22 protein-coding genes and 1 riboswitch are annotated in these 25,222 nt (G+C 71.3%); of the genes, 17 read left to right on the top strand and 5 right to left on the bottom strand.

Translation table 11 applies throughout. The features are described 5' to 3' along the window. Window positions 1-77: 77 nt before the first annotated feature. Entirely contained in the window at window positions 78-287 is a 210-nt protein-coding gene (locus IPT68_RS10155) for a hypothetical protein (RefSeq protein WP_189696976.1), read from the bottom strand. A 680-nt stretch (window positions 288-967) separates the two neighbouring features. Between IPT68_RS10155 and IPT68_RS10150 the strand changes: the two genes are divergently transcribed. Beyond that, entirely contained in the window at window positions 968-1,942 is a 975-nt protein-coding gene (locus IPT68_RS10150; protein WP_189696977.1) for a carbohydrate kinase family protein, read from the top strand. Here IPT68_RS10150 and IPT68_RS10145 read toward each other — a convergent pair whose 3' ends face one another. Next, window positions 1,943-3,319 carry a cysteine desulfurase/sulfurtransferase TusA family protein gene (locus IPT68_RS10145; protein ID WP_189696978.1) on the bottom strand — a complete coding sequence of 459 codons (1,377 nt, stop codon included), beginning with the start codon at window positions 3,317-3,319 and terminating at the stop codon, window positions 1,943-1,945. 315 nt (window positions 3,320-3,634) lie between these two features. Here IPT68_RS10145 and ctaC point away from each other — a divergent pair, with 315 nt between their 5' ends. From ctaC to IPT68_RS10125, 4 genes are all read left to right on the top strand, one after another. Continuing rightward, complete coding sequence (ctaC, locus tag IPT68_RS10140) at window positions 3,635-4,594, top strand: aa3-type cytochrome oxidase subunit II (RefSeq protein WP_189696979.1); 960 nt, start codon at window positions 3,635-3,637, stop codon at window positions 4,592-4,594. Then, entirely contained in the window at window positions 4,591-6,324 is a 1,734-nt protein-coding gene (gene ctaD / locus IPT68_RS10135) for an aa3-type cytochrome oxidase subunit I (protein ID WP_189696980.1), read from the top strand. The genes ctaC and ctaD overlap by 4 nt, the downstream gene beginning before the upstream one ends. Then, the gene (locus IPT68_RS10130) at window positions 6,321-6,719 is read left to right on the top strand and encodes a cytochrome c oxidase subunit 4 (RefSeq protein WP_189696981.1); all 399 of its coding nucleotides are present in this window, start codon (window positions 6,321-6,323) and stop codon (window positions 6,717-6,719) included. The genes ctaD and IPT68_RS10130 overlap by 4 nt, the downstream gene beginning before the upstream one ends. Window positions 6,720-6,888: 169 nt before the next feature. Next, complete coding sequence (locus IPT68_RS10125; protein ID WP_189696982.1) at window positions 6,889-8,151, top strand: L,D-transpeptidase; 1,263 nt, start codon at window positions 6,889-6,891, stop codon at window positions 8,149-8,151. A gap of 75 nt (window positions 8,152-8,226) precedes the next feature. Here the strand turns inward: IPT68_RS10125 and IPT68_RS10120 are convergent, their stop codons facing one another. Beyond that, complete coding sequence (locus IPT68_RS10120; RefSeq protein WP_189696983.1) at window positions 8,227-8,628, bottom strand: response regulator transcription factor; 402 nt, start codon at window positions 8,626-8,628, stop codon at window positions 8,227-8,229. A 191-nt stretch (window positions 8,629-8,819) separates the two neighbouring features. Here IPT68_RS10120 and ctaE point away from each other — a divergent pair, with 191 nt between their 5' ends. The 7 genes from ctaE to IPT68_RS10085 all read left to right on the top strand — a co-directional run bounded on the left by ctaE (window position 8,820) and on the right by IPT68_RS10085 (window position 18,220). After that, window positions 8,820-9,440, top strand: coding sequence for an aa3-type cytochrome oxidase subunit III (ctaE, locus tag IPT68_RS10115; protein WP_189696984.1), 621 nt, complete (start codon window positions 8,820-8,822; stop codon window positions 9,438-9,440). A 64-nt stretch (window positions 9,441-9,504) separates the two neighbouring features. Continuing rightward, window positions 9,505-10,317, top strand: a complete 813-nt coding sequence (gene qcrC / locus IPT68_RS10110) for a cytochrome bc1 complex diheme cytochrome c subunit (RefSeq protein WP_189696985.1) — start codon at window positions 9,505-9,507, stop codon at window positions 10,315-10,317. After that, entirely contained in the window at window positions 10,314-11,372 is a 1,059-nt protein-coding gene (gene qcrA / locus IPT68_RS10105) for a cytochrome bc1 complex Rieske iron-sulfur subunit (protein WP_189696986.1), read from the top strand. The genes qcrC and qcrA overlap by 4 nt, the downstream gene beginning before the upstream one ends. Beyond that, window positions 11,369-13,006: a cytochrome bc1 complex cytochrome b subunit gene (qcrB, locus tag IPT68_RS10100; protein ID WP_189696987.1), complete on the top strand. Its 1,638-nt coding sequence runs from the start codon at window positions 11,369-11,371 to the stop codon at window positions 13,004-13,006. The genes qcrA and qcrB overlap by 4 nt, the downstream gene beginning before the upstream one ends. Before the next feature lie 137 nt (window positions 13,007-13,143). Continuing rightward, window positions 13,144-14,208, top strand: coding sequence for an anthranilate phosphoribosyltransferase (trpD, locus tag IPT68_RS10095; RefSeq protein WP_189696988.1), 1,065 nt, complete (start codon window positions 13,144-13,146; stop codon window positions 14,206-14,208). Window positions 14,209-14,292: 84 nt separating this feature from the next. Then, window positions 14,293-14,409: riboswitch (SAM riboswitch) on the top strand. Between the two features lie 161 nt (window positions 14,410-14,570). Then, window positions 14,571-15,932, top strand: a complete 1,362-nt coding sequence (locus tag IPT68_RS10090) for an aminotransferase class V-fold PLP-dependent enzyme (protein WP_189696989.1) — start codon at window positions 14,571-14,573, stop codon at window positions 15,930-15,932. A gap of 65 nt (window positions 15,933-15,997) precedes the next feature. Next, entirely contained in the window at window positions 15,998-18,220 is a 2,223-nt protein-coding gene (locus tag IPT68_RS10085; RefSeq protein WP_189696990.1) for a serine/threonine-protein kinase, read from the top strand. A 293-nt stretch (window positions 18,221-18,513) separates the two neighbouring features. Here the strand turns inward: IPT68_RS10085 and IPT68_RS10080 are convergent, their stop codons facing one another. Next, a complete protein-coding gene (locus tag IPT68_RS10080; protein WP_189696991.1) occupies window positions 18,514-18,795 on the bottom strand; it encodes an Lrp/AsnC family transcriptional regulator in 282 nt (93 codons plus the stop codon). Then, the gene (locus tag IPT68_RS10075) at window positions 18,792-19,526 is read right to left on the bottom strand and encodes a rhomboid family intramembrane serine protease (protein ID WP_189696992.1); all 735 of its coding nucleotides are present in this window, start codon (window positions 19,524-19,526) and stop codon (window positions 18,792-18,794) included. Before IPT68_RS10075 ends, IPT68_RS10080 begins: the two co-directional genes overlap by 4 nt. A gap of 173 nt (window positions 19,527-19,699) precedes the next feature. Between IPT68_RS10075 and IPT68_RS10070 the strand changes: the two genes are divergently transcribed. The 5 genes from IPT68_RS10070 to IPT68_RS10050 all read left to right on the top strand — a co-directional run bounded on the left by IPT68_RS10070 (window position 19,700) and on the right by IPT68_RS10050 (window position 25,064). Further along, a complete protein-coding gene (locus IPT68_RS10070) occupies window positions 19,700-19,939 on the top strand; it encodes a hypothetical protein (RefSeq protein WP_189696993.1) in 240 nt (79 codons plus the stop codon). A gap of 35 nt (window positions 19,940-19,974) precedes the next feature. Beyond that, window positions 19,975-21,324 (top strand): NYN domain-containing protein, encoded by a 1,350-nt coding sequence (locus IPT68_RS10065; RefSeq protein ID WP_189696994.1) that lies wholly within the window; start codon window positions 19,975-19,977, stop codon window positions 21,322-21,324. A 240-nt stretch (window positions 21,325-21,564) separates the two neighbouring features. Further along, entirely contained in the window at window positions 21,565-22,605 is a 1,041-nt protein-coding gene (locus IPT68_RS10060; RefSeq protein ID WP_189696995.1) for a C40 family peptidase, read from the top strand. Window positions 22,606-22,837: 232 nt separating this feature from the next. Then, complete coding sequence (locus IPT68_RS10055) at window positions 22,838-23,860, top strand: C40 family peptidase (RefSeq protein ID WP_194074072.1); 1,023 nt, start codon at window positions 22,838-22,840, stop codon at window positions 23,858-23,860. 31 nt (window positions 23,861-23,891) lie between these two features. Beyond that, window positions 23,892-25,064: a hypothetical protein gene (locus IPT68_RS10050; protein ID WP_189696997.1), complete on the top strand. Its 1,173-nt coding sequence runs from the start codon at window positions 23,892-23,894 to the stop codon at window positions 25,062-25,064. The last annotated feature ends 158 nt before the right edge of the window (window positions 25,065-25,222 follow it).

Raw genomic sequence — 25,222 nt, 5'->3', positions numbered from 1 at the left:
CGTATCCCGTATCCCCCTCGCGGGGGACAGCGATGGGACGCAGCGGGGGAGCGCGCGGTTCCCTTCGGCCGCCCGGCTCAGTCGCCGTAGTCGGACATCGCGTCCAGCAGCCGGGCCGACCTCGGTGGCACGGTCACGCCGTGGATCAGCGACGGCGGGACCGGGCGGGCGGCGTCCCGGTCGGGGGCCGACCAGTGCGGGGCCATCCGTGCGCAGTCACCGCGCAGCGAGGCCAGGTCGCCCTCCAGGTCGGCGGGGGTGGGGGCAGGGTGGTCGAGTTTCGTCATAGCGGCACCGTAGACACGCCGGGGCAGGCGAAGAAAGATCTACTATCGGGTAGTTTTGGCGGCTTCGCGGCCGTCCGCCCGCCTCCCACCGGTACTTCGCCCATTTCCCGGCCGCCCCGGCCCGTCTCCAACCCGCCTCCCGGCCGGAGTCCTGGCCTGCCCTCCGTCCGACGTCCCGGCCGGAGTCCCGGCCTGCCCTCCGTCCGACGTCCCGGCCGGAGTCCCGGCCTGCCCTCCGTCCGACGTCCCGGCCGGAGTCCCGGCCTGCCCTCCGTCCGACGTCCCGGCCGGAGTCCCGGCCTGCCCTCCGTCCGACGTCCCGGCCGGAGTCCCGGCCTGCCCTCCGTCCGACGTCCCGGCCGGAGTTCCGGCCCGCCCTCCAACCCGCCTCCCGGCCGGAGTCCCGGCCCGCCCTCCAACCCGCCTCCCGGCCGGAGTCCCGGCCCGCCCTCCAACCCGCCTCCCGGCCGGAGTCCTGGCCTGCCCTCCGTCCGACGTCCCGGCCGGAGTCCCGGCCTGCCCTCCGTCCGACGTCCCGGCCGGAGTCCCGGTCGGAGATCCGGCCGCCCCCGCATCCTTCCCGGCCGTCTCTCCGCACCATCCGGCCGTCCGCTACAGCGGCACCCCCCTCACCGGGTAGCGTGAATCGTCAACCCCCTCCACCCGGGAGATTCCACGCCGTGCGCATCGCAGTCACCGGCTCCATTGCCACCGACCACCTCATGACCTTCCCCGGCCGCTTCGCCGACCAGTTCGTCGCGGACCAGCTGCACACGGTCTCGCTGTCGTTCCTGGTCGACAAGCTCGATGTCCGCAGGGGTGGCGTGGGCGCCAACATCGCCTTCGGGATGGGCCAGCTCGGCACCCGGCCGGTCCTGGTCGGAGCCGCCGGCGCCGACTTCGACGAGTACCGGGCCTGGCTGGACCGGCACGGCGTCGACACCACCTCCGTGCGCATCTCCGAGACCCTGCACACGGCCCGCTTCGTGTGCACCACGGACGCCGACCACAACCAGATCGGCTCCTTCTACACCGGCGCCATGAGCGAGGCCCGCCTCATCGAGCTCAAGACCGTCGCCGACCGCGTCGGCGGCCTCGACCTGGTGCTGATCGGCGCCGACGACCCGGAGGCGATGCTCCGGCACACCGAGGAGTGCCGCTCCCGCAACATTCCGTTCGCCGCCGACTTCTCCCAGCAGATCGCCCGCATGGACGGCGAGGAGATCCGCATCCTGCTGGACGGGGCGACGTACCTCTTCTCCAACGAGTACGAGAAGGGCCTCATCGAGACGAAGACGGGCTGGAGCGACGAGGAGATCCTCGGCAAGGTCGGCCACCGCGTCACCACCCTCGGCGCCCGGGGCGTCCGCATCGAGCGGGCCGGCGAGGATCCGGTCGAGGTGGGCTGCCCGGAGGAGGAGCGCAAGGCCGACCCCACCGGCGTCGGCGACGCCTTCCGCGCCGGCTTCCTGTCCGGCCTGGCCTGGGGCGTCGGCCTGGAGCGTGCCGCGCAGGTCGGCTGCATGCTGGCCACGCTCGTCATCGAGACGGTGGGCACCCAGGAGTACGCCCTGCGCCGCGCCCACTTCATGGACCGCTTCACCAAGGCGTACGGCCACGACGCCGCCGCCGAGGTCCGCGCGCACCTGGGCTGACTACACCCGCCGGCGGACCACGTAGGCGCTGCCCTGGTCCGCCGGCTCCTCACCCACGTACTCCTGGCCGCGCATCGCGCACCACGCCGGGATGTCCAGCCGCGCCGCCTCGTCGTCCGCGAGCACCCGCACCGTCCCACCCACCGGCACGTCCCCGATGACCTTGGCCAGCTCGATCACCGGGAGGGGGCAGAGCTTGCCGACGGCGTCCACGACGAGCGCGTCCTCGCGCACGACCGTGCTGGGCTCCGGCGCCCCGAGCTTCTCCCGGACCGCCGTGACCGCGCCCGGCAGCACCCGAAGGAACCGGTCGACGTCCTCCTGCGCCGCCCCGAGCGGCAGCGACACCCGCACGTTGCCCTCGCTCAGCACCCCCATCGCCTTGAGCACATGGCTCGGCGTCAGCGTGCTGCTGGTGCAGGACGAACCGGACGAGACGGAGAAACCCGAGCGGTCCAGCTCGTGCAGCAGGGCCTCCCCGTCGACATACAGGCACGAGAACGTGACGATCCCCGGCAGCCGCCGCTGCGGATCGCCCACCACCTCCACGTCCCCCACCAGTTCGGGCACCCGCTCCCGGATCCGGTCCGTCAGCTCCCGCAGCCGCACCGCCTCCTCGGCCGCCTCGGCCCGTACGGCCCGCAGCGAGGCCGCCGCCGCGACGATCGCCGGGATGTTCTCGAACCCGGCGGCCCGCCCCGACTCCCGCTCGTCCGCGGGCCCTTGTGCCGCGAACCGCACCCCCTTGCGGACCACCAGCAACCCCACGCCCGACGGTCCGCCCCACTTGTGCGCACTCGCCGTCAGCAGCGACCAGTCACCCTCCACCGGTCCCCATCCCAGCGACTGCGCCGCGTCCACCAGCAACGGCACCCCGGCCTCCCGGCACACCGACGCCACCTCGGCCACCGGCTGCACGGTCCCCACCTCGTGGTTGGCCGACTGCAGACACGCCAGCGCGGTGTCGGGCCGCAGCGCCTCGGCGTACGACTGCGCGCGCACGGCGCCCCCGCGGCCCACCGGCACCCGCGTCGCCGTACCGCCGTCCGCCTCGTGTGCCTCCGCCGCATGGAGCACCGAGGAGTGTTCGACCGCCGACACGATCAGGTGACGCCCGGCGCGTCGCCGCCCGGCCAGGGCGCCCGCGATCCCCGTGTGCACGGAGCGGGTCCCGGACGAGGTGAACGCCAGCTCGTCCGGCCGGCACCCGACGGCCTCCGCGGCGGCCTCCCGGGCCGCGTCGAGCAGCAGCCGCGCCCGCCGTCCCTCGCGGTACAACCGGGCGGGATCGGCCCACCCTTCGTCGAGGGAGGCCTGCAGGGCCTGCCGTGCGACGGGGTGGAGGGGGGCCGCGGAGGCGGCGTCGAAGTAGGCCACACGCCCACGCTAACGCCCCCGGGGGCGAGGGGAACCGCGCGACCAGCCACAACGGGTCCGCAGCCGTCGTACCAGCCGCACTCACGCCCCATCAGGTGCCCGGAACCGCCCCCGCCCGGCGGCCCGTCGCGGGGCGACCGACCCCTTCGGCTGACCCGGCGGCGCGTACGGCACCCCTCCCCGCGAACCCCCGGAGGGCGTCGGCTAGGGTTTGGTCCGCATAAACATCCAAACCCCTGCCCGACGCAGGGCGGCGACCGACCAGCGAGAAGGCCGCAGCCGACCGCGCGGGCGAGACTCTCGGGAAGGCGCTACGTGAGTCCCAACGGCTCCGACCGCTCGCCGCGGCGCCCGATGCGGCGGAAGCTGCTGCAGGCACTGACCGCGGGCCTGGTCCTGGCGACCGCCACCGGTTGCACATGGGAGGACTTCCCCCGCCTTGGTATGCCCACCCCCACCACGGAAGAGGCGCCGATCGTCCTCTCCCTCTGGCAGGGCTCCTGGGCTGCCGCGCTCGCCGTCGGCGTGCTGGTGTGGGGCCTCATCCTGTGGAGTGCATTCTTCCACCGGCGCAGCCGCACCAAGGTGGAGATCCCTCCGCAGACCCGCTACAACGTGCCCATCGAGGCGCTGTACACGGTCGTACCGATCATCATCGTCTCGGTCCTGTTCTACTTCACGGCCCGCGACGAGTCGAAGCTCCTCGACATGTCCAAGAAGCCCGACGTCACGGTGAACGTGGTCGGCTTCCAGTGGAGCTGGTGCTTCAACTACATCGAGGACGTCGAGGGTTCCACCGGCGATGCCAAGACCGCCAAGGAACTCGACTCGGTCCCCGAACGCTACAAGAAGGACTTCCCGGACAACGCCGGCGGTGTCTACACCTGCGGCACGCCGGGTGAGCGCAACCCGCAGACCGGCAACCCCGGCCCCACGCTGTGGCTTCCCGAGGGCAAGACGGTCCGCTTCGTGCTGACCTCGCGGGACGTCATCCACTCCTTCTGGGTGGTGCCGTTCCTGATGAAGCAGGACGTCATCCCGGGCCACCCCAACGCCTTCCAGGTGACCCCGAACAGGCAGGGCACGTTCCTCGGCAAGTGCGCCGAGCTCTGCGGCGTCGACCACTCCCGGATGCTGTTCAACGTGAAGGTCGTCTCCGAGGAGCGCTACGAGCAGCACCTGAAGGAGCTCGCCGAGAAGGGCCAGACCGGCTACGTGCCGTCCGGCATCGAGCAGACGGACCACGAGAGGAACCGGGAGGCGAACATCCTGTGAGTATCGTCAACGAACCCGCGGGTGCCGCCGAGGCCGGCACCTACCAGAACGAACAACCGGTGCGCAAGAAGCAGCCCGGCAACGTCCTCGTCAAGTGGCTGACCACCACGGACCACAAGACGATCGGCACGCTCTACCTGGTCACGTCGTTCGCGTTCTTCTGCATCGGTGGCGTGCTGGCGCTCTTCATGCGCGCCGAACTCGCCCGCCCGGGCACGCAGATCATGTCGAACGAGCAGTTCAACCAGGCGTTCACGATGCACGGCACGATCATGCTGCTGATGTTCGCGACGCCGCTGTTCGCCGGTTTCGCGAACTGGATCATGCCGCTGCAGATCGGCGCGCCGGACGTGGCGTTCCCGCGGCTGAACATGTTCGCCTACTGGCTCTACCTGTTCGGCTCGCTCATCGCGGTGGCCGGCTTCCTCACCCCGCAGGGTGCCGCCGACTTCGGCTGGTTCGCCTACTCCCCGCTGTCGGACGCGGTCCGCTCGCCGGGCATCGGCGCCGACATGTGGATCATGGGTCTGGCCTTCTCCGGCTTCGGCACCATCCTCGGCTCGGTCAACTTCATCACCACGATCATCTGCATGCGCGCTCCCGGCATGACGATGTTCCGCATGCCGATCTTCACCTGGAACGTGCTGCTGACCGGTGTCCTGGTCCTGCTCGCCTTCCCGGTCCTGGCGGCGGCGCTGTTCGCCCTGGAGGCGGACCGCAAGTTCGGTTCGCACATCTTCGACTCGGCCAACGGTGGAGCGCTGCTCTGGCAGCACCTCTTCTGGTTCTTCGGCCACCCGGAGGTGTACATCATCGCGCTGCCGTTCTTCGGCATCATCAGTGAGGTCATCCCGGTCTTCTCCCGCAAGCCGATGTTCGGCTACTCGGGTCTGATCGCGGCGACCATCGCGATCGCGGGTCTGTCCGTGACGGTGTGGGCCCACCACATGTACGTCACCGGTGGTGTGCTGCTGCCGTTCTTCGCCTTCATGACGTTCCTCATCGCCGTCCCGACCGGTGTGAAGTTCTTCAACTGGATCGGCACGATGTGGAAGGGCTCGCTGTCCTTCGAGACGCCGATGCTCTGGGCGACCGGCTTCCTGATCACCTTCACCTTCGGTGGTCTGACCGGTGTCATCCTGGCCTCGCCGCCGCTGGACTTCCACGTCTCCGACTCGTACTTCGTGGTGGCGCACTTCCACTACGTCGTCTTCGGCACCGTCGTCTTCGCGATGTTCTCCGGCTTCCACTTCTGGTGGCCGAAGTGGACCGGCAAGATGCTCGACGAGCGGCTCGGCAAGATCACCTTCTGGACGCTGTTCATCGGCTTCCACGGCACCTTCCTGGTCCAGCACTGGCTGGGCGCCGAGGGCATGCCGCGCCGGTACGCCGACTACCTGGCGGCCGACGGCTTCACCGCCCTGAACACGATCTCGACGATCAGCTCCTTCGTGCTCGGCCTGTCGATCCTGCCGTTCTTCTACAACGTGTGGAAGACGGCCAAGTACGGCAAGCCGGTCGGCGTCGACGACCCGTGGGGCTACGGCCGGTCGCTGGAGTGGGCCACCTCCTGCCCGCCGCCGCGGCACAACTTCCTCACCCTGCCGCGGATCCGCAGCGAATCCCCGGCGTTCGACCTGCACCACCCCGACATCGCCGCGCTCGAGGAGCTCGGCCACGGCGGGCACGGTGCCAGCGCCCTGGCGGGTAGCAAGGAGGCCGGGAAGTGAGAATCCAGGGCAAGATGTTCATGTGGCTGAGCGTCTTCATCCTCGCCATGGCGATCGTCTATGGCTTGTGGTCGAAGGAGCCGGCCGGCACCACCGCCCTCTTCCTGGCCTTCGGCCTGGCCATCATGATCGGCTTCTACCTCGGCTTCACGGCCAAGCGGGTCGACGTGGGCGCCCAGGACAACAAGGAGGCCGACGTCGCGGACGACGCGGGCGAGCTGGGCTTCTTCAGCCCGCACAGCTGGCAGCCGCTGTCCCTGGGCATCGGTGGCGCGTTCGCCTTCCTCGCTGTCGCGGTCGGCTGGTGGCTGCTGTTCTTCTCGCTGCCGCTCATCATGATCGGCCTGTGGGGCTGGGTCTTCGAGTACTACCGCGGTGAGAACCGCACCCAGTAGCACGCACGCGCCCGGCAGGGAGCCCGGACACTCCGTCAGGAGGTCCGGGCTCCTTCGTTCTGCCGCGGGCCGGCCCGCCGTGCCGCGTTCCGCGCCCGTCACACGCATGGGGTCACCCGACCGGATGACCCACCGCGCCGATCTTGACGAACCTTCCTAGCGTGAAGGCATGAGCCACTTCTCGCGCACCAGCAGAATCGCCGGTTGCACGCTGGTGGTGATCGCCCTCGGCGCGGGCGTCACCGCCTGCAGCAGCGACGGGAACCCGTTGTCCGCCGAGCCGTACGACGCGGCCGGGCAGATCTCCTTCAACGGCCCCACCAAGGCCGGCAAGAAGGCGGACCCGGACAAGCCCCTGGAGATCACCGCCGAGGGCTCCGAGGGGCGGATCACGGACGTCACGGCCACGGACGCCGCTGGGCGCCATCTCTCGGGCGAACTCTCCGCCGACGGAAGCCGCTGGCACAGCACCTCACCGCTGGCCGCCGACGCCCACTACACGGTCCGGGTGAGCACCGAGGACGAGGACGGTGCGCCCGGCCGCCGGGTCGTCGCCTTCGACACCGGCAAGCCGCGCACCCAGAAGCGGCTGAGCGTCACCTTCGGCCCCGAGGCGGGCACGTACGGCGTGGGCCAGCCCATCACCGCCGACCTCAGCCAGCCCGTCAAGGACAAGGCGCAGCGCGCGATCGTGGAACGCGGCCTGAAGGTGGCCTCCAGCCCCGTCGTGGAGGGCTCCTGGCACTGGGTCGACGACAAGAAGCTCCACTACCGGCCCAAGGAGTACTGGCCCGCCAACGCCGCCGTCCAGGTGCGCAGCAACCTCGACGGCATCAAGATCAGCGATCGTCTGTGGGGCGGCACGGCCAAGTCCCTGAAGCTCACCACGGGCGACAAGCTCGTCGCCGTCGCGGACGCGGCCAGCCACTACATGACGGTCTACAAGAACGACAAGGAGATCAACTCGATCCCGATCACCATGGGCAAGCCGGGCTTCGAGACCCGCAACGGCGTCAAGGTCGTCATCGGCAAGGAGTACTTCGTCCGTATGCGGGGCACCACCGTCGGCATCGCCGAGGGCACCTCGGAGTCGTACGACCTGCCCGTCTACTACGCCACCCGGGTCACCTGGAGCGGCGAGTACGTGCACGCCGCCCCCTGGTCCGTCGGCGACCAGGGATCCGCCAACGTCAGCCACGGCTGCACGGGCATGAGCACCAGCAACGCCGCCTGGTTCTACGAGAACGTACGCCCCGGCGACGTCGTCAAGGTCGTGAACTCCTACGGCCACACCATGGAGCCGTTCGGCAACGGCTTCGGCGACTGGAACGTCGACTGGGCGAAGTGGCGCAAGGGCAGCGCCCTGTTCACCGGCGACCCGGAGGGGCCCACCGAGTCCGACCCGGCCCGGCTGAGCCCGCAGAGCACCTGAACGTCCCCGAGGGGCGCTGGGAGCCGCGCGCGACCGTCCGCGACCCGCGCGCCGCTCCCCCGGTGAAACCGTCCCTCAGGCGCTCATGAGCTTCCTGGACCGCAGCAGCGCGGCGAGGGCCGCGGCGAACTCCACCGGCTCCACGGGCGACGTCACCGCCGCCTCGGCCCGGCTCCACGTGGCCAGCCAGGCGTCCTGGGGCCGTGCGATGAGCAGCAGGACCGGAGGGCAGTCGAACACCTCGTCCTTGATCTGCCGGCAGACCCCCATGCCGCCCATGGGCACCGCCTCGCCGTCCAGGACGCAGACGTCGATCCCGCCCTTGTCCAGTTCCCTCAGGACGGCCTCCGGGGTGGCGCACTCCACGTACTCCACCACCGGGACGTCCGGAGCGGGCCGGCGCCCGGCGGCCAGCCGCACCTGGGCGCGGGTGTTGGAGTCGTCGCTGTAGACCAGCACCGTGGCGGTCGGCTGCATGCTTCCTCCGAGACGTCGGCGTCGTACGGAAAGGCCGGGCGTCAAGGCCCGATGCGGCGGATGCTACTCCCTTGAACGCTTCGTCAGCACCGGTTCGCACACGCCCGGCCTGGGCCATACGGGCACTCCGCACGCTGCGGACACTCCGAACAGCACCCCCCGGAGTGAGGGCGGGATAAGCGACCGACATAATGTCGGTCGTGGCGACAGCAACGACAGTAGATACCGGGCACGCGCACCCGTCGGTCAATCGGCCGAACCTCACCAGCGTCGGAACCATCATCTGGCTGAGTTCCGAGCTGATGTTCTTCGCGGCCCTCTTCGCGATGTACTTCACCCTGCGATCGGTGACCGGGCCCGACTTCTGGTCGGAGAAGGCCGCCGCCCTGAACTTCCCGTTCTCGGCGACGAACACCACGATCCTGGTGCTCTCCTCCCTCACCTGCCAGCTCGGCGTGTTCGCCGCCGAGCGCGGTGACGTGAAGAAGCTCCGGATGTGGTTCATCGTCACCTTCATCATGGGTGCGATCTTCATCGGCGGTCAGGTGTTCGAGTACACCGAGCTGGTCAAGCACGAGGGCCTGTCGCTCTCGTCCGACCCGTACGGCTCGGTCTTCTACCTGACCACCGGCTTCCACGGCCTGCACGTGACGGGCGGACTCATCGCCTTCCTGCTGGTCCTCGGCCGCACCTACGCGGCTCGGAGATTCACCCACGAGCAGGCGACCGCCGCCATCGTCGTGTCCTACTACTGGCACTTCGTCGACGTCGTCTGGATCGGCCTCTTCGCCACGATCTACATGATCAAGTAGGCGGGACCCGCTCCCGCGCATTCCAGAAGACTCGACGCAGAAGATCCTGACACCGGGGTAATCCGTGAAAAAGCTCTCCGCACGACGACGCCATCCGCTGGCGGCGCTCGTCGTCCTACTCCTCGCGCTGGCGGCCACTGGGGGGCTGTACGCCGCGCTCGCACCCGCGGGCACGGCGCAGGCCGATGACACCGCCCAGTCCCTCGCCATCGACGAGGGCAAGAAGCTCTACGCCGTCGGCTGCGCCAGCTGCCACGGCACCGGCGGTCAGGGCACCACCGACGGCCCCAGCCTGGTCGGCGTGGGCGCCGCGGCCGTCGACTTCCAGGTCGGCACCGGCCGCATGCCGGCGGCGACCTCCCAGGGCGCCCAGGTGCCGAAGAAGAAGGTCATCTACACGCAGGCCGAGATCGACCAGCTCGCGGCCTACGTCGCCTCGCTCGGCGCCGGTCCGAACATCCCGACCAAGGAGCAGTACGGCACGGAGGGCGCGGACATCGCCGAGGGCGGCGAGCTGTTCCGCACCAACTGCGCGCAGTGCCACAACTTCACCGGCAAGGGCGGTGCCCTCACCAAGGGCAAGTACGCGCCGTCGCTGGAGGACGTCTCCGCGAAGCACATCTACGAGGCCATGCAGACCGGCCCGCAGAACATGCCCAGCTTCCCCGACACGACGCTGTCCGAGCAGAACAAGAAGGACATCATCGCGTACCTGAACGAGGTCAACGGTGAGGACACCGAGAGCTACGGTGGCCTCGAACTGGGCGGTATCGGCCCGGTCGCCGAGGGCCTGTTCGGCTGGATCGCCGGTCTCGGCGGCCTGATCGCCGTCGCCGTGTGGGTCGCCGCCCGGACCGCAAAGGCCAAGAAGTCATGAGTAGCCAAGACACCCCAGAAGAGAACCTGCCCGCCGAGCGGGACGCCGCGCCCCGCACGGTCGCCGTCGCCGACGAGAAGCACCCGTTCGCAGACCCGGGTCTGCCGCCGCACGAGCACCGGATCCAGGACATCGACGAGCGGGCCGCCAAGCGGTCCGAGCGCACGGTGGCCCTGCTGTTCACGGTGTCGATGCTGGCCACGATCGCCTTCATCGCCTCGTTCGTGACGCTGTCGGTCGACAAGATCGTCTACGTCTGGCCGCTCGGGCACGTCAGCGCGCTGAACCTCGCCCTCGGTCTGACCCTCGGTATCGCGCTGTTCTGCATCGGCGCGGGCGCGGTCCACTGGGCCCGCACCCTGATGTCCGACGTGGAGATCGCCGACGAGCGCCACCCGATCGCGGCCTCCCCCGAGGTCCGCGCGAAGGTCCACGCGGACTTCAAGCAGGGCGCCAAGGAGTCCGCGCTCGGCCGTCGCAAGCTGATCCGCAACACGATGTTCGGCGCGCTCACCCTGGTGCCGCTGTCCGGCATCGTCCTGCTGCGCGACCTGGGTCCGCTGCCCGAGACGAAGCTCCGCCACACCCTGTGGAAGAAGGGCAAGCTGCTCGTCAACATGAACACGAACGAGCCGCTGCGTCCTTCGGACGTCGCCGTCGGCTCGCTCACGTTCGCCAAGCCCGAGGGCCTGGAGGAGCACGACCACGACTTCCAGAACGAGATCGCCAAGGCGGCCCTGATGATCGTGCGGCTGCAGCCGGGCGACATCAAGGACAAGCGCGAGCTCGAGTGGTCGCACGAGGGCATCGTGGCGTACTCGAAGATCTGCACCCACGTCGGTTGCCCGATCTCGCTGTACGAGCAGCAGACGCACCATGTGCTGTGCCCCTGCCACCAGTCCACCTTCGACCTCTCCGACGGTGCCCGGGTCATCTTCGGCCCCGCCGGCCACGCCCTGCCGCAGCTGCGGATCGGCGTGAACGACGAGGGTTACCTCGAGGCGCTCGGCGACTTCGAAGAGCCCGTCGGTCCTGCATTCTGGGAGCGCGGATGAGTACTACGACCACCTCCGATTCCCGCTCTCGCGGGAAGGCGCCGGCCGGCGAGCGCGTCGCCGACTGGGCCGACGGCCGGCTCGGGATCTACTCCCTGGCCAAGGCCAACATGCGCAAGATCTTCCCGGACCACTGGTCCTTCATGCTGGGCGAGATCTGCCTGTACAGCTTCATCATCATCATCCTCACGGGTGTGTACCTGACGCTGTTCTTCCACCCGTCGATGAACGAGGTGGAGTACCACGGCAGCTACGTCCCGCTGCAGGGTCAGCTGATGTCGGAGGCGTTCGCCTCCACGCTGGACATCAGCTTCGACGTGCGCGGCGGTCTGCTCATCCGGCAGATCCACCACTGGGCGGCGATCATCTTCCTCGCCGGCATGTTCGTGCACATGATGCGCGTGTTCTTCACGGGCGCGTTCCGCAAGCCGCGTGAGGTCAACTGGCTGTTCGGCTTCCTGCTGTTCGTCCTCGGCATGTTCACCGGTTTCACCGGTTACTCGCTCCCGGACGACCTGCTCTCCGGCACCGGTGTCCGCTTCACGCAGGGTGCGATCCTGTCCACGCCGATCGTCGGCACATACATCTCGTTCTTCCTGTTCGGCGGAGAGTTCCCGGGCACCGACTTCGTGGCCCGCTTCTACTCGATCCACATCCTGCTGCTGCCGGGCATCATGCTCGGCCTGGTGGTGGGCCACCTGATCCTGGTCGTCTACCACAAGCACACGCAGTACGCGGGTCCCGGAAAGTCCAACAAGAACGTCGTCGGCATGCCGCTGCTGCCGGTCTACACCGCCAAGGCCGGAGGCTTCTTCTTCCTGGTCTTCGGTCTGATCGCGGCCCTGGCCGGCATCGCGACCGTCAACCCGATCTGGGTGCTCGGCCCGTACCGCCCGGACCTGGTGTCCACGGGCGCCCAGCCCGACTGGTACATGGGCTTCGCCGAAGGCCTCGTCCGGGCCATGCCCGGCTGGGAGATCAACTTCTGGGGCCACACGCTGGTCCTGGGCGTGTTCATCCCGCTGGTGCTGTTCGGCCTGTTCCTCGCCGTGATCGCGTTGTACCCGTTCATCGAGTCGTGGATCACCGGGGACAAGCGCGAACACCACATCCTGGACCGGCCGCGCAACGCCCCGACCCGCACGGCCTTCGGCGTCGCCTGGGTCACCGCCTACATGATCATGCTGGTCGGTGGTGGCAACGACATCATCGCCACCCACTTCCATCTGTCGATCAACGCGGTCACCTGGTTCGTCCGGATCGGGTTCTTCGTCGGACCGGTCGTCGCGTTCGTCGTCACCAAGCGGATCTGCCTCGGCCTGCAGCGCCGGGACAAGGACAAGGTGCTGCACGGCCGGGAGACCGGCACCATCAAGCGCCTGCCGCACGGTGAGTTCATCGAGGTCCACGAGCCGCTCAGCCAGGAGGCCCTGTACACGCTCACGGCACACGAGCAGTACAAGCCGGCCGAGATCGGCCCGACGGTCGACGAGAACGGTGTCGAGCGCAAGGTGACGGGCTCCGAGAAGCTGCGCGCCAAGCTCAGCAACGCCTACTACGGCGAGGACTCCCAGGTCGCCAAGCCCACCGTCGAGGAGTACAAGGAGATCACGAGCGGCCACGGCCACCACTGATCGCTGCACTCGCCACGCCACGGCGCAGGGCCCCGTCCGGTGTTCGGACGGGGCCCTGCGCCGTACCCGGGGCTGGATAGGGTGGAGGCAGTTCGAGAGACCTGTCCCGTACGACGGGACCGACCCAGGAGCGGCTGATGAGCGCTGTGACCCCCGCTGGAGGCGACACCGCGGCGGGCCGCTCCTGGCCCGCCCTGCTGAACGGCCTGCTGGACGGCCGTGACCTGAGCACGGACGAGACCGCCTGGGCGATGGACCTGATCATGCGGGGCGAGGCGACGGACGCGCAGATCGCCGGTTTCGCCGTCGCGCTGCGGGCCAAGGGCGAGACCGTCGAGGAGATCACCGGGCTCGTGCGGACGATGTACGAGCACGCCAACGTGATCGAGGTGCCGGGGGAGACGGTCGACATCGTCGGGACCGGCGGCGACGGCGCGAGGACGGTGAACATCTCCACCATGTCGGCGATCGTCGTCGCCGGTACGGGCGCGAAGGTCGTCAAGCACGGCAACCGGGCCGCGTCGTCCGCCTCCGGGGCGTCCGACGTGCTGGAGAAGCTGGGCGTCAATCTTGAGCTGACGCCGCGGCGGGTGGCGGAGGTCGCCGAGGAGGCGGGGATCACCTTCTGCTTCGCGGTGAAGTTCCATCCGGCACTGCGGCACGTGGCGGCGGCGCGCGGCCAGTTGGGCATCCGGACGACGTTCAACTTCCTGGGCCCGCTGACGAACCCGGCGAAGGTCAAGGCTCAGGCGGTGGGCGTCGCGGACCCGCGGATGGCCCCGATCGTGGCCGGGGTGTTCGCCGAGCGCGGCAACTCCTCGCTGGTCTTCCGCGGCGACGACGGCCTCGACGAGCTGACGACCACGTCGACCTCCCGGGTGTGGGTGGTCCGCGACGGCAAGGTGAGCGAGGAGACCTTCGACCCGCGCGAGGTCGGCATCGAGCTGGTGCCGGTGGAGGCGCTGCGGGGCGCGGACGCCTCGTACAACGCGGAGGTCGCCCGGCGGCTGCTGGACGGCGAGCCGGGCCCCGTACGGGACGCGGTCCTGCTGAACGCGGCGGCGGCCCTGGTGGCGCTGGAGCCGGGTGGGGCACCGCTGACCGAGCGGATCCGTGCCGGCATCGAGAAGGCGGCCGAGTCGATCGATTCCGGGGCCGCCAAGCGGGTGCTGGACCGGTGGGTGGCGGCGAGCCACGCCTGACACCGCGTGAGGTGACGCGGGGCGCGGTCCGGATTCTGGACCGCGCCTTGCGAGCCGAAGATCATGTGGCAGGATGCTGTACCAGGTCATGAGCGACAGCTGAAAGGCCCCGGCCGGCTGTCCGGCAACCCTCCGTCCGTGGCGGGGTGCCCCGGGTGAGGACCAGGCCGTAGGCAGCGAGGTCTGCGGCAAGCGCGGACCCCTCGTGCCACCAGGGGTCCTGGTCGTCGAGGAGCCTTCCGTGAGCAAGCGAATGCGCTAGGGGCGTCGAGCCCCGCATCCGCATCCCCTTCACTTCTCCGCCCCGCGCTCGAGCGTGCCGCTCGCGTGGTGGGTTCCGTCTGCCTCACGGGAGTACACCCATGTCCGTCTCCACCGCTGCCGCCGACCAGTCCGTTCGTGCCCCGCTGCCCGTTCTGGGCCGGGATGTCACCGTCCCGCTCGTCACGGGTGGCGAAGTCACCTACGCCGCGCTCGACCACGCGGCCAGCGCCCCCGCCCTCCAGCGCGTCTGGGACGACGTCGCGGCGTACGCGCCGTACTACGGCAGCGTCCACCGCGGCGCCGGTTATCTCTCCCAGCTGTCCACCGACCTGTTCGAGAACGCCCGCCGGACCGTCGCCGAGTTCCTCGGCTGCCGCGGTGACGACCAGGTGGTGTTCACCCGGTCCACCACCGACTCGCTCAACCTCCTCGCCACCGTTCTCCCGGCCGGCTGTCAGGTCTTCGTCTTCGAGACCGAGCACCACGCCTCCCTGCTGCCCTGGCGCGACGCCCGCGTCACCTACCTGGACGCGCCGCGCACCCCGCGGCGGGCCGTCGAGACCCTGGAGCGCGCGCTGGCCGACCGCGATCCGCACGGCCCGGCCCTGGTCTGCGTCACCGGCGCATCCAACGTCACCGGCGAGCTGTGGCCGGTTCGCGAACTGGCCGCCGCGGCGCACGCCCACGGCGCCCGGATCGTGCTCGACGCCGCCCAGCTGGCCCCGCACCACCCGGTCTCGGTCGAGGACCTGGACGTCGACTGGGTCGCCTTCTCCGGGCACAAGCTGTACGCCCCCTTCGGCTCCGGCGTCCTCGCCGGCCGCGCCGACTGGCTGCGCGAGGCCGAGCCGTACCTCGCGGGCGGCGGCGCCAGCCGCACGGTCGCCCGGCGCGCGGACGGCGGCGTGGACGTGGAGTGGCACGAGAGCGCCGCCCGGCACGAGGCGGGCTCCCCGAACGTCATCGGCGCCTACGCGATCGCGTCGGCCTGCAAGGCGCTGACGGAGGCCGGGTTCGACAGCCTGGTCGCCCGCGAGCGGTACCTGATCGAGAAGGTCCGCGCGGGGCTCGCCGAGGTGCCCGAGGTCCGGGTGCTGTCCCTCTTCGGCGACGACGCCCCGCGCGTCGGTGTGCTCTCCTTCGTCGTCGACGGCTGGAACAGCTCGCACTTCGCCGCCGCGCTCTCGGCGGAGTACGGCATCGGCGTCCGCGACGGCCTCTTCTGCGCCCACCCCCTCGTGCGCACCCTGCTGGGCAGCGATCCGCAGGCCCAGGGCGAGTGCGGCGCACCCGAGGCGGCACCCGGCGAGCGGTCGCTGAACGCCATCCGGGTCAGCTTCGGCGCGGGCACGCCGGACGAGCACGTCGAGCGGTTCGTCGGGGCGGTGCGGGAACTGGTCCGCGACGGCGCGCGGTGGAACTACCGCACGCGGGACGGGCGTTGCGTCCCCGCCGGGTGATCCGCCGACGGGCCTCGGCGTATACGCTCCCCACGGCGGCCGTACGCAGGACGGGGGGAGCGCGGGTGCAGGCGCTGCGGGAGGCGGATCCTCGGCGGATCGGACCGTACGACGTCCGGGGCAGACTCGGTGCCGGCGGCATGGGCGAGGTGTATCTCGCCGAGGCCCGGGGCGGGTTGCGGCTCGCCGTGAAAGTGGTGCGGGCCGAACATGCCGAGGACCGCACCTTCCGGGCCCGGTTCCGGCAGGAGGTGCGGGCCGCGCAGACCGTCGGCGGGGCGGGCACGTACACCGCGCGGGTCGTCGACGCCGACACCGAGGCCGAACGCCCCTGGATGGCCACGGAGTTCGTGGACGGGCCGAACCTGCGGGACGCGGTGCTGGACCACGGGCCGCTCCCCGAGGACGCGGTGCTGCTGCTGGCGGCGGCGCTCGGCGAGGCGCTCGCCGCGATCCACGGCAAGGGCATGGTGCACCGGGACCTGAAACCGTCCAACATCCTGCTGGCGCCGGGCGGTCCGCGGGTCATCGACTTCGGGATCGTGCGAGCGCTGGAGGCGACCGCGCTGACCCGGACCGGGACGATCGTCGGGTCCGTCGGGTACGTCTCGCCGGAGCAGGTGCGCAACGGCGGCCGGGTGACCGTGGCGAGCGACGTCTTCTCGCTGGGCGCGGTGCTGGCGTACGCCTCGGCGGGCCGGGAGCCGTTCGGCGAGGGGCAGGACTCGGTCGTCCTGCTGCGGATCCTGACCGGGGACGTCGACCTGTCCGGCGTTCCGAAGGGCGTTCGGCCCCTCGTCGAGGCCTGCCTGTCCGAGGACCCGGCCGCCCGGCCCAGCCCTGCCCAGGTGGTCGCGGCGACGGGCCACACCGGGCCGTCGCTGCGTGCGGCGCTGCGACACGACTGGTACACCGGCGCGGCCCCGGCCGACGGGGCCGACGGGGCCGAACGCTGGCTCCCGGACCGCGACTCGGGCGAGCGGCCGAGCGGGGTGGAGTACGCGGCGCCGGTGACCGTCGCGGACGGTTCGGCGCCTGTGGCTGTGCCGGCGCCCGTGCGCCCGGTGCCGGTCGCGGACGGACCGGTGGACCGTCCGCCGGCTCCGGGCGCCACGGACGGTCCGGCCCCCGTGCCGCCCTCGCGGCGGCTGCTGCTGCGTGGTCTCGTGGGAGGAGCGGGGGTGGCGGCCGGGGGCGTCGGCGGGTGGCTGTGGCTGCGGGACTCGGACGACGACAGCGGCGGCGGCCGTGCGGGCGGCTCCGGTCCGTCGGCGGGTTCGACCCCCCGAGCGGGCTGGCAGTACCGGGTCCAGGGGCTCGGCGGCCGGCGTGGGCCCTGTGCCGCGGTGTCGCCCGGCGGTGACCGGCTGTATCTCGGGGGCGCGGACGGCGCGCTGCACGCCGTCGGACTGAACGGCCTGAGCGTCTGGGACACCGCCCTGGACCACGTGGTGATGTCCCCGATGGTCACCCCGGACGGCGTGTACTGCCTGCTGTCCGCCGACGACACCGGAGAGGTCGGTGCGCTCTGCGCGGTCGGCCACGACGGGAAGGTGCGCTGGACCGAGGGCGTCGAGGGCGGCAACGGCCAGTTCCCCGTGGGCGCGGGCGACCTGCTCGTCGTGGCCCACGGCGGCTCGGCGGAGGCCGGCGGGGTGCGCGCGTACGCGCCCGACGGCAGCGTCCGCTGGAGCAGGGCCACCGGGGCCGCGCCGACCAGCGAGCCGACGGTGCTGGACGGTGTGGTGTACGTCGGCACCTTCGCGGACGAGGTGGAGGCCCTGGACGCCCGCAGCGGACGTCGGCTGTGGGCCGTGGCGGCCGGTTCCGACACCGGGCGGCCCACGGTGGTCGGCGACATCCTGCTGGTCGGGTCCGGTGGGGAGCAGTCGCTGCACGGCTTCAGCCTGACCGGCGAGCCGCTGTGGCACGTGGACAGCGACGACGTGCCGGGCAGCCGTGACTTCACGTGCGTGCCGTTCGGCGAGGTCGCCGTCACGTCGACCAGCTACGAGCTGTCCGCCCTGGATCCGGCGGACGGCTCCCGGGTCTGGACCTTTCCGCTCACCGGCACCGCCAATCTGTACAGCGACCCCGCGGTGGCGGGCGGCACCGCCCTCGTGCGTCAGGGCTCGGTCCTGTACGGCGTGGACCGCCGGGGCCGGCAGCGGTGGGCGAAGCGGGTGGAGGGCGGGCCGTCCGAGAGCACCCACAGCCCGGTCGTCGTCGGCGACCGCGCCTACGTGGCGACCGCCGACGGCATCACCGCCGTACGGCTCGGCGCCTGAGGACCGAGCGGCGCACCGCCCAGGACCTGATCCGACCGACAGGCCCGAGGCGCGATCCGAACGACGGGCCCCGGGGCCCGTCGTTCGGATCGGGTCGCAGGGAGCCGAGGGTACTGATCGGTGCCGGTGAGCGGGGTCTGGTGCGTGCAGCCGCAAGGCGGAGGCGGGAGTCGACGCGATGGGGGCACCGCCCGGGCGGGCGAAGCTGAGCCTGGGGGAGTCGGCGACCGACGACAACGCGGCAGACGCGCGTGCCGGACCCCGCGTCTGCGGCGCGATCCGAACGACGGGCCCTAGCTGTCCAGCCCGATCGCGAAGGCCGCCTCCAGGTCGTGCTGGGAGTACGTCCGGAACGCCACGTGCGTGTCCGTGGCCTCCACGCCGGGGATCCTGCTGATGCTGCCCGGGATGACGTCGGCGAGGTTCTCGTGCTGCTTGACCCGGACCATGGCGATCAGGTCGTACGTCCCGGTGACGGAGAAGACCTCGCTGACCGAGTCCAGCGCGGCGATCTGCTCGGCGATCTCGGGAATCCGGTCCACGCTGGTCTTGATCAGGACGATCGCGGTGATCACGGCTGGTTCTCTCCCTCGGTGGCCGGAGCTGGGGCGGCCTTCACTCTAGTCGCACGGCCGAACCGCGCCCACGCGTAGCAGAAGCCCAGGCCGAAGCCCACCAGGTGGGCCAGATAGGCCACCCCCGGACCGCTGGACGCCTGGCGGGCCGCGACCCACTGCAGGGCCACCCAGAAGGGCAGCACCACCCACGCCGGGAAGCGCAGCGGCAGGAAGAACAGGAACGGCAGGAGGCTGGTCACCCGCGCCCGGGGGAAGAGGAACAGAAAGGCGCCGAGCACGGCCGAGATCGCGCCCGACGCGCCGACCAGGGACTGCTCGGAGCGGGCGTGGGCCGCGGCGTACCCGAGCAGCGCGAGGTAGCCGCAGCCGAGGTAGAAGAGGGTGAACTCGACGCGGCCCATCCGTTCCTCGGTCATCACCCCGAAGACGTAGAGGAAGAGCATGTTGCCGAGCAGGTGGACCCAGCTGCCGTGCACGAAGAGGGCCGTCGCCGGCGTGAGGGCGGACCCGGGCGAGTCCTCGAACAATTCCGCGGGGACCACTCCCCAGTGGCGGAAGTACGCCCGCTGCGCGGCGAGCAGCGCGTCGCCGGAGCCGTACGCCGGACTGAGGCCCGAGGCCGGGCCGATCAGGAAGATCAGGCAGCACAGGGCGATCAGTCCGTACATCACCGGCGCCTGCGGTCGGCGGGCCGTCCGGCGTCCCACCGTGCTCCAGAGGCTGATCATGAACACAGAGCATGACGTAAGCGGACGCAACCGCACAGACCGCCTCGCCGCTCGCGACGGACGGGCGTGGGGGACCCGCCAGGCCGTAGGGTTACGAGCCACACGCTCCAGGGAAACTGGCGCATCACGGAAACGACGCATCACCGAAACTAGAAGGAAAGCGAACAGCCACGATGACGGTTCCCCTGCCGACGGACACCACGCGGTGGCGCTGCACCCTGTGCGGCAATCTCACGCGCTTCGACGTGACGCGCTCCTCGAAGGTCGTCGAGTACGTCCACCTCGACCTGGCCGGTGAGCCGAAGATCGAGGAGCGGGAGGTGGTCAGTGAGACCATCGAGTCGGTGCGGTGCCGGTGGTGCAACGCCGTGGATCAGGTGGAACTCGTGGACAGGCCGGGCACCGGCTCCTGACAGGGGCCGGTCCCGCAGGGGCATTGGGGTGACGGATGGTGGAGACCGCAGGCGGGGGGCCGGGCGACGGCGCCGCTGAGGTGCTCGACCGTCCGCTGCCCGAAGGGGTGCGCCGGAAGGTCGTACAGATCGTCTCGGACGGGTTCGGCGGGCTGACGATGGCCGAACTGCCCGCCCAGTTGAGGCAGTACGCCCGCTTCGCCCCGAATCGCCGTGCCAAGTTCGCCGGCAACGCGATGGCCGCAGCGGTGGAGACCGACCCGCTGTTCCGGCAGCGCATCGGCGAGAAGTTCCGTGAGGCGCAGCCCGAGCTGGCCGGCGCCCTCGACACCGGTTCGCCGCCGCCGGCCGCGGACCCGCTGGACGTGGCGGCCGCCGCCTACGTGCTGCGCCCGGTCGGCTGGGTCAAGCTGGTCGCCGCCGCCGGCGAGGAGGCCCAGCGGGCCGACGCAGAGCGGGCCGACGAGGAGAACCGCGCCGAACTGGAGCGGCTGCGCGCCGAACTCGCCGCCGCCCGCGACCACACCCGCGCCGAGACCGAGCGGCTGCGCGCCGAGCTGGACGGCGCCCGCAAGGAAGCCGAATCTCTGCACCGCAAGCTGCGTTCCGCGCTCAGCGACGTCAAGCGCGGCGAGGCGGCGCTGCGCAAGATGCAGGGCGAGATGGAGACCGTACGCGCCGAGGGCCAGGCCCAGGTGTCCGCCGCCGAGAGCGAGACCCGGCGGCTGAAGGCGCGGCTGGGGGAGGCGGAGGCCGCCCTGGAGGCCACCCGGCGGGCCGCGCGCGAGGGGCGCAGCGTCGAGGACATGCGGGTGCGGTTGCTGCTCGACACCGTGCTGGACGCGGCGCAGGGGCTGCGCCGGGAGCTGGCGCTGCCGCCGGTGTCCGTCCGCCCCGCCGAGACCGTGGACGCGGTCGAACCGGGACGAATGACCCCGAAGGACATCGCGGCACGGGCGTTGTCCGAGAACGACCCCGCGATCCTGGACCAGCTCCTCGCGCTGCCGCAGGCGCACCTGGTCGTCGACGGCTACAACGTCACCAAGACCGGCTATCCCCAAATGCCCCTGGAGAAGCAGCGGTTGAGGCTGCTGGGGCAGCTCTCGCAGCTCGCCGCGCAGTCCGGCGCCGAGGTCACCTGTGTCTTCGACGGGGCCGAACTGGCCGCGCCGGTGCTGCTGGCGCCACCGCGCGGTGTGCGGGTGCTGTTCTCGAAACCGGGCGTCACCGCCGACGAGTTGATCCGTCAGCTGGTGCGCGCCGAGCCGCCGGGGCGTCCGGTCGTCGTCGTCTCGACCGACCGCGAGGTGGCCGACGGGGTGGCCCGGGCCGGGGCGCGTCCGGTGGCTTCGGCGGTACTGCTGAAGCGCCTGTCGCGCAGCTGACATACGCCCCTTGCGCAACCTACGCCCCAACCGAGCAATATGCCCACGGAATGCCTGAATTGACGGAACCGTCACGCAACGTAGCGTCAACACGCATCACTGCACGTGAGTTGTGGGTAAAGGATGCGCTCGGTCACCGAGATTTTTCACGAGAGGATTTGATCTGATCACAGCTGGGTCACTAGGGTCGGGCCTCGAACCTCCGATCGGGTGATCACTCACAAGAAGGAGATTGCCCCCGTGGCGTCCCACCGTCGACCCAAGCAGCCCAGTCGCGCACGCGTGACCGTGCTGACCACCGCAGCCGCCGCTGCCGTCGCCCTGAGCTCGCAGGCCGCCAACGCCGCGCCGAACGAGAAGCCGAGCAAGGACGAGGTCAAGGCCAAGGTCGACAAGCTCTACGAAGAGGCGGAGCACGCCACCGAGAAGTACAACGGGGCCAAGGAGAAGCAGGAGAAGCTCCAGAAGGAGATCTCCACCATCCAGGACAACGTCGCCCGCGGCCAGGAAGAGGTCAACGAGCTGCGCGACGGCCTCGGTTTGATGGCCAGCGCCCAGTACCGCAGTGGGGGCATAGACCCCTCCCTGCAGCTCTTCCTCTCCGCCGACCCGGACGACTACCTCGACAAGGCGTCCACCCTCGACCAGTTGAGCACCCAGCAGGTCGACGCGCTGAAGAAGATCCAGGAGAAGCAGCGCGAACTCGCCCAGCAGCGCTCCGAGGCGTCCGAGAAGCTCGAGGACCTCGCCTCCACCCGCACCGAGCTGGGCAAGAAGAAGAAGGAAGTCCAGAGCAAGCTCTCCGCCGCGCAGAAGCTGCTCAACAGCCTCACCGCCGAGGAGAAGGCCCAGCTCGCCGAGGAGGAGAACCGCGCCACCCGGGCCAGCGAGCGCGACGTCCTCTCGGCCAACGTCCCGGCCGGCTCCGGACGCGCCGCCGCGGCCTTCGCCGCCGCCCAGAGCAAGATCGGCACCCCCTACGTCTACGGCGCCACCGGCCCGTCCTCCTTCGACTGCTCCGGCCTGACCCAGTGGGCCTACGCGCAGGCCGGAGTCGGCCTGCCGCGCACCTCCGAGGCCCAGACCGGCGCCGGCACCAGGATCTACTCGACGAGCCAGCTCAAGGTCGGCGACCTGGTCTTCTTCTTCAACGACCTGCACCACGTGGGCCTCTACGCGGGCAACGGCCAGATTCTCCACGCCCCGCGCACCGGCACCGTCGTGCGCTACGAGTCGATGAACACCATCGGCGGCCCGTTCATGTTCGGCGTCCGCGTCTAGCGCCTCATCGGCGTCCGGTGCGCCCGTTCGGGGGAATCGCACCGGCGCCGGACGGTCCCACGCCCCGCCTCCGACGCAGGTCACAGGCGGGGCGTCACCGTGTGTGCCCGCTCCGGCCGTTGGTCCGCCCGCCGCCGCCGACGCTACTGTCTGCCGCGTTTCCCCCACCGCCGGGCCGTCGCCCGGCGCCGGGGGATTTTCCTGTCCGCCAGTGGAAGGAGCGCGGCTTCTCGTGGGGTCCCATCGCCGCCTTGCACCGTCCGGGTTCGACCGGGGCGCCTGCGTGGCGCGTCTAGCCGTCGGCGTACTGTCGGCCGCCGCGGCCGCGGCGGCCGTCGTACCGGCGCAGGCCGCGCCGCACGACGACACCCGCGCAGAGGTGGACCGCCTCTACGCGCAGGCCGAGAAGGCCACCGAGGCCTACAACGAGGCCGACGAGCGCGCCGACGCGCTGCGCGGTCAGGTGAGCCGGGCGCAGGACCGGATCGCCCGCCAGCAGGACCGCATCAACTCCCTGCGAGAGGCGCTGGGTTCGCTGGCCGGCGCCCAGTACCGCTCCGGCGGTCTCGATCCCTCCCTGGCCCTGCTGTTCTCCGAGGACCCGGACGACTACCTCGACAAGGCCACCGCCCTGGACCGGATCGGCGTCCACCAGGCCGGGCAGCTGAGGACCCTCCAGGAGGCCATGCGCCAACTCGGCCAGGAGCGCGCCGAGGCCGCCGAGAAACTCGGCGAACTGGAGAAGAGCCGCAGGGCCGTCGCCTCCCACAAACGCACCGTGGAGAAGAAGCTCGCCGAGGCCCGCGCCCTGCTCAACACCCTCCCGGACGACGAACGCGCCGCCTACGACCGGGCCTCCCGCTCCGGCCGCTCCGGCATGTCCGACCTCCGGGGCGCCGTCCCCGCCTCCGGCCGGGCCGCCGCCGCGGTCGCCGCGGTCCGCTCCGCGCTCGGCAGGCCCTACGTCTGGGGGGCGGCCGGCCCGAGCGGCTTCGACTGCTCCGGCCTGATGCAGTGGTCGTACGCCCAGGCCGGGATCTCGCTGCCGCGCACCTCGCAGGGCCAGCGCGCGGCCGGCCGCCAGGTCCCGCTCTCCGAGGCCCGGCCCGGCGACCTGATCACCTACCGGTCCGACGCCAGCCATGTCGCGATGTACATGGGCAACGGCCAGGTCGTCCACGCCCCCTACCCGGGCGCGCCGGTGCGCTACGACCCGGTCGGCATGATGCCGGTCTCGGGGGTCACCAGGGTCTGACCGCGCGGCCGGGCCCCGTACGATCGGGAAGGTGGCAGGTCGAAGGCGGGCGTCGGGTTCCTCGGTCGTGGCGCTGTGTCTGCTGCTCGTCTCCCTGGTCGCCTGCGGGGGCCGGGCGGCGACCGACAGCGCCCGGGACGACGTCCAGCGGCTGCTCGACCGGCGGGCGGCCGCGGTCCTCGCCCACGACGCGAGCGGGTACCGGCACACCGGGTCGGCGGGCGGCTTCGCCGAGGTGCGCGCGCTGCCGCTGGCCGACTGGTCCTACCGGCTGACGGGGCTGCACCGCACCGGGGACCGGGCCACCGCCGAGGCCGAACTGCGCTACCGGATCGACGGTTTCGACCAGGCGCCCATGACGGCCGACCGCACCCTGGGCCTCTCCCGGGACGCGGACGGCCGGTGGTCCGTCACCTCGGACCGGCCCGCGCCGCGGTCCGCCGAGCAGTTGTGGGACCGGGGCGCGGTGACCGTCGTCCGGGGCGAGCACAGCCTGGTGCTCGGCGTCGGGCAGACCCGCCGGACGCTGGAGGGCTACGCGGACCTCGGGGACCGGGCCGTGCCCGCGGTGTCACGGGCGTGGGGCACCGACTGGAGCGGGCGCGTCGTGGTGCTCGTACCGGAGTCGCTGCAGGGCATGGCCGGGCTGCTCGGGTCGCCCGCCTCCTCCTACCGGGGCATCGCCGCGGTGACCACCGGCGAGACGGGGGCCGCGCGGTCGCCCGCCGACCGGATCGTCGTCAATCCCGAGGCGTACGGGGTCCTGGGCGCCGTCGGCAAGCAGGTCGTCCTCACTCACGAGGTCACTCATGTCGCCACCCGGGCCCAGACCGCCACCAGGACCCCGCTGTGGCTGTCCGAGGGGTACGCCGACTGGGTCGGCTACCGCGACGGCGGCCGCACCCCGGCGCAGGCCGCACCCGAGCTGGCGCGCTCGGTGGCCGCGGGGGACGTGCCGGCGGCGCTGCCGGACAACGGCGACTTCGCTTTCACCGGCGACTCGACCGCGCTGGCGAAGGCCTACGAGGGCGGCTGGACGGCCTGCCGGCTGATCGCGCAACGGTGGGGCGAGCGACGGCTGGGCGAGTTCTACCGGGCGGTCGCGGCGGACGGACCGGAGACCGCCCTGGCGGACGTGCTGGGGACCTCGCCCGAGCAGTTCACCGGGTGGTGGCGGGATTACCTGCGGGCCGAGTTCGGCTGAGCGGGCCGGCCCGGGTCGGCGAGGGCGTCGGACGGGGGTGAGGCCGGAGGGGCAGGGTCCCGAGGGGCTGGGCTGGGGCTGGGGGCGGCGGCCCTGGTGCCGGGGCGGAGGCCGCGGGCGCTCCGGCGCTGCCGCGGGCGACCGTCGGCGGCGGCGCT

Origin of the sequence: Streptomyces chromofuscus, assembly GCF_015160875.1 — a bacterium.
GTDB classification, from domain to species: Bacteria; Actinomycetota; Actinomycetes; order Streptomycetales; family Streptomycetaceae; genus Streptomyces; species Streptomyces chromofuscus.
This window is presented reverse-complemented; position numbering and strand designations above follow the sequence as displayed.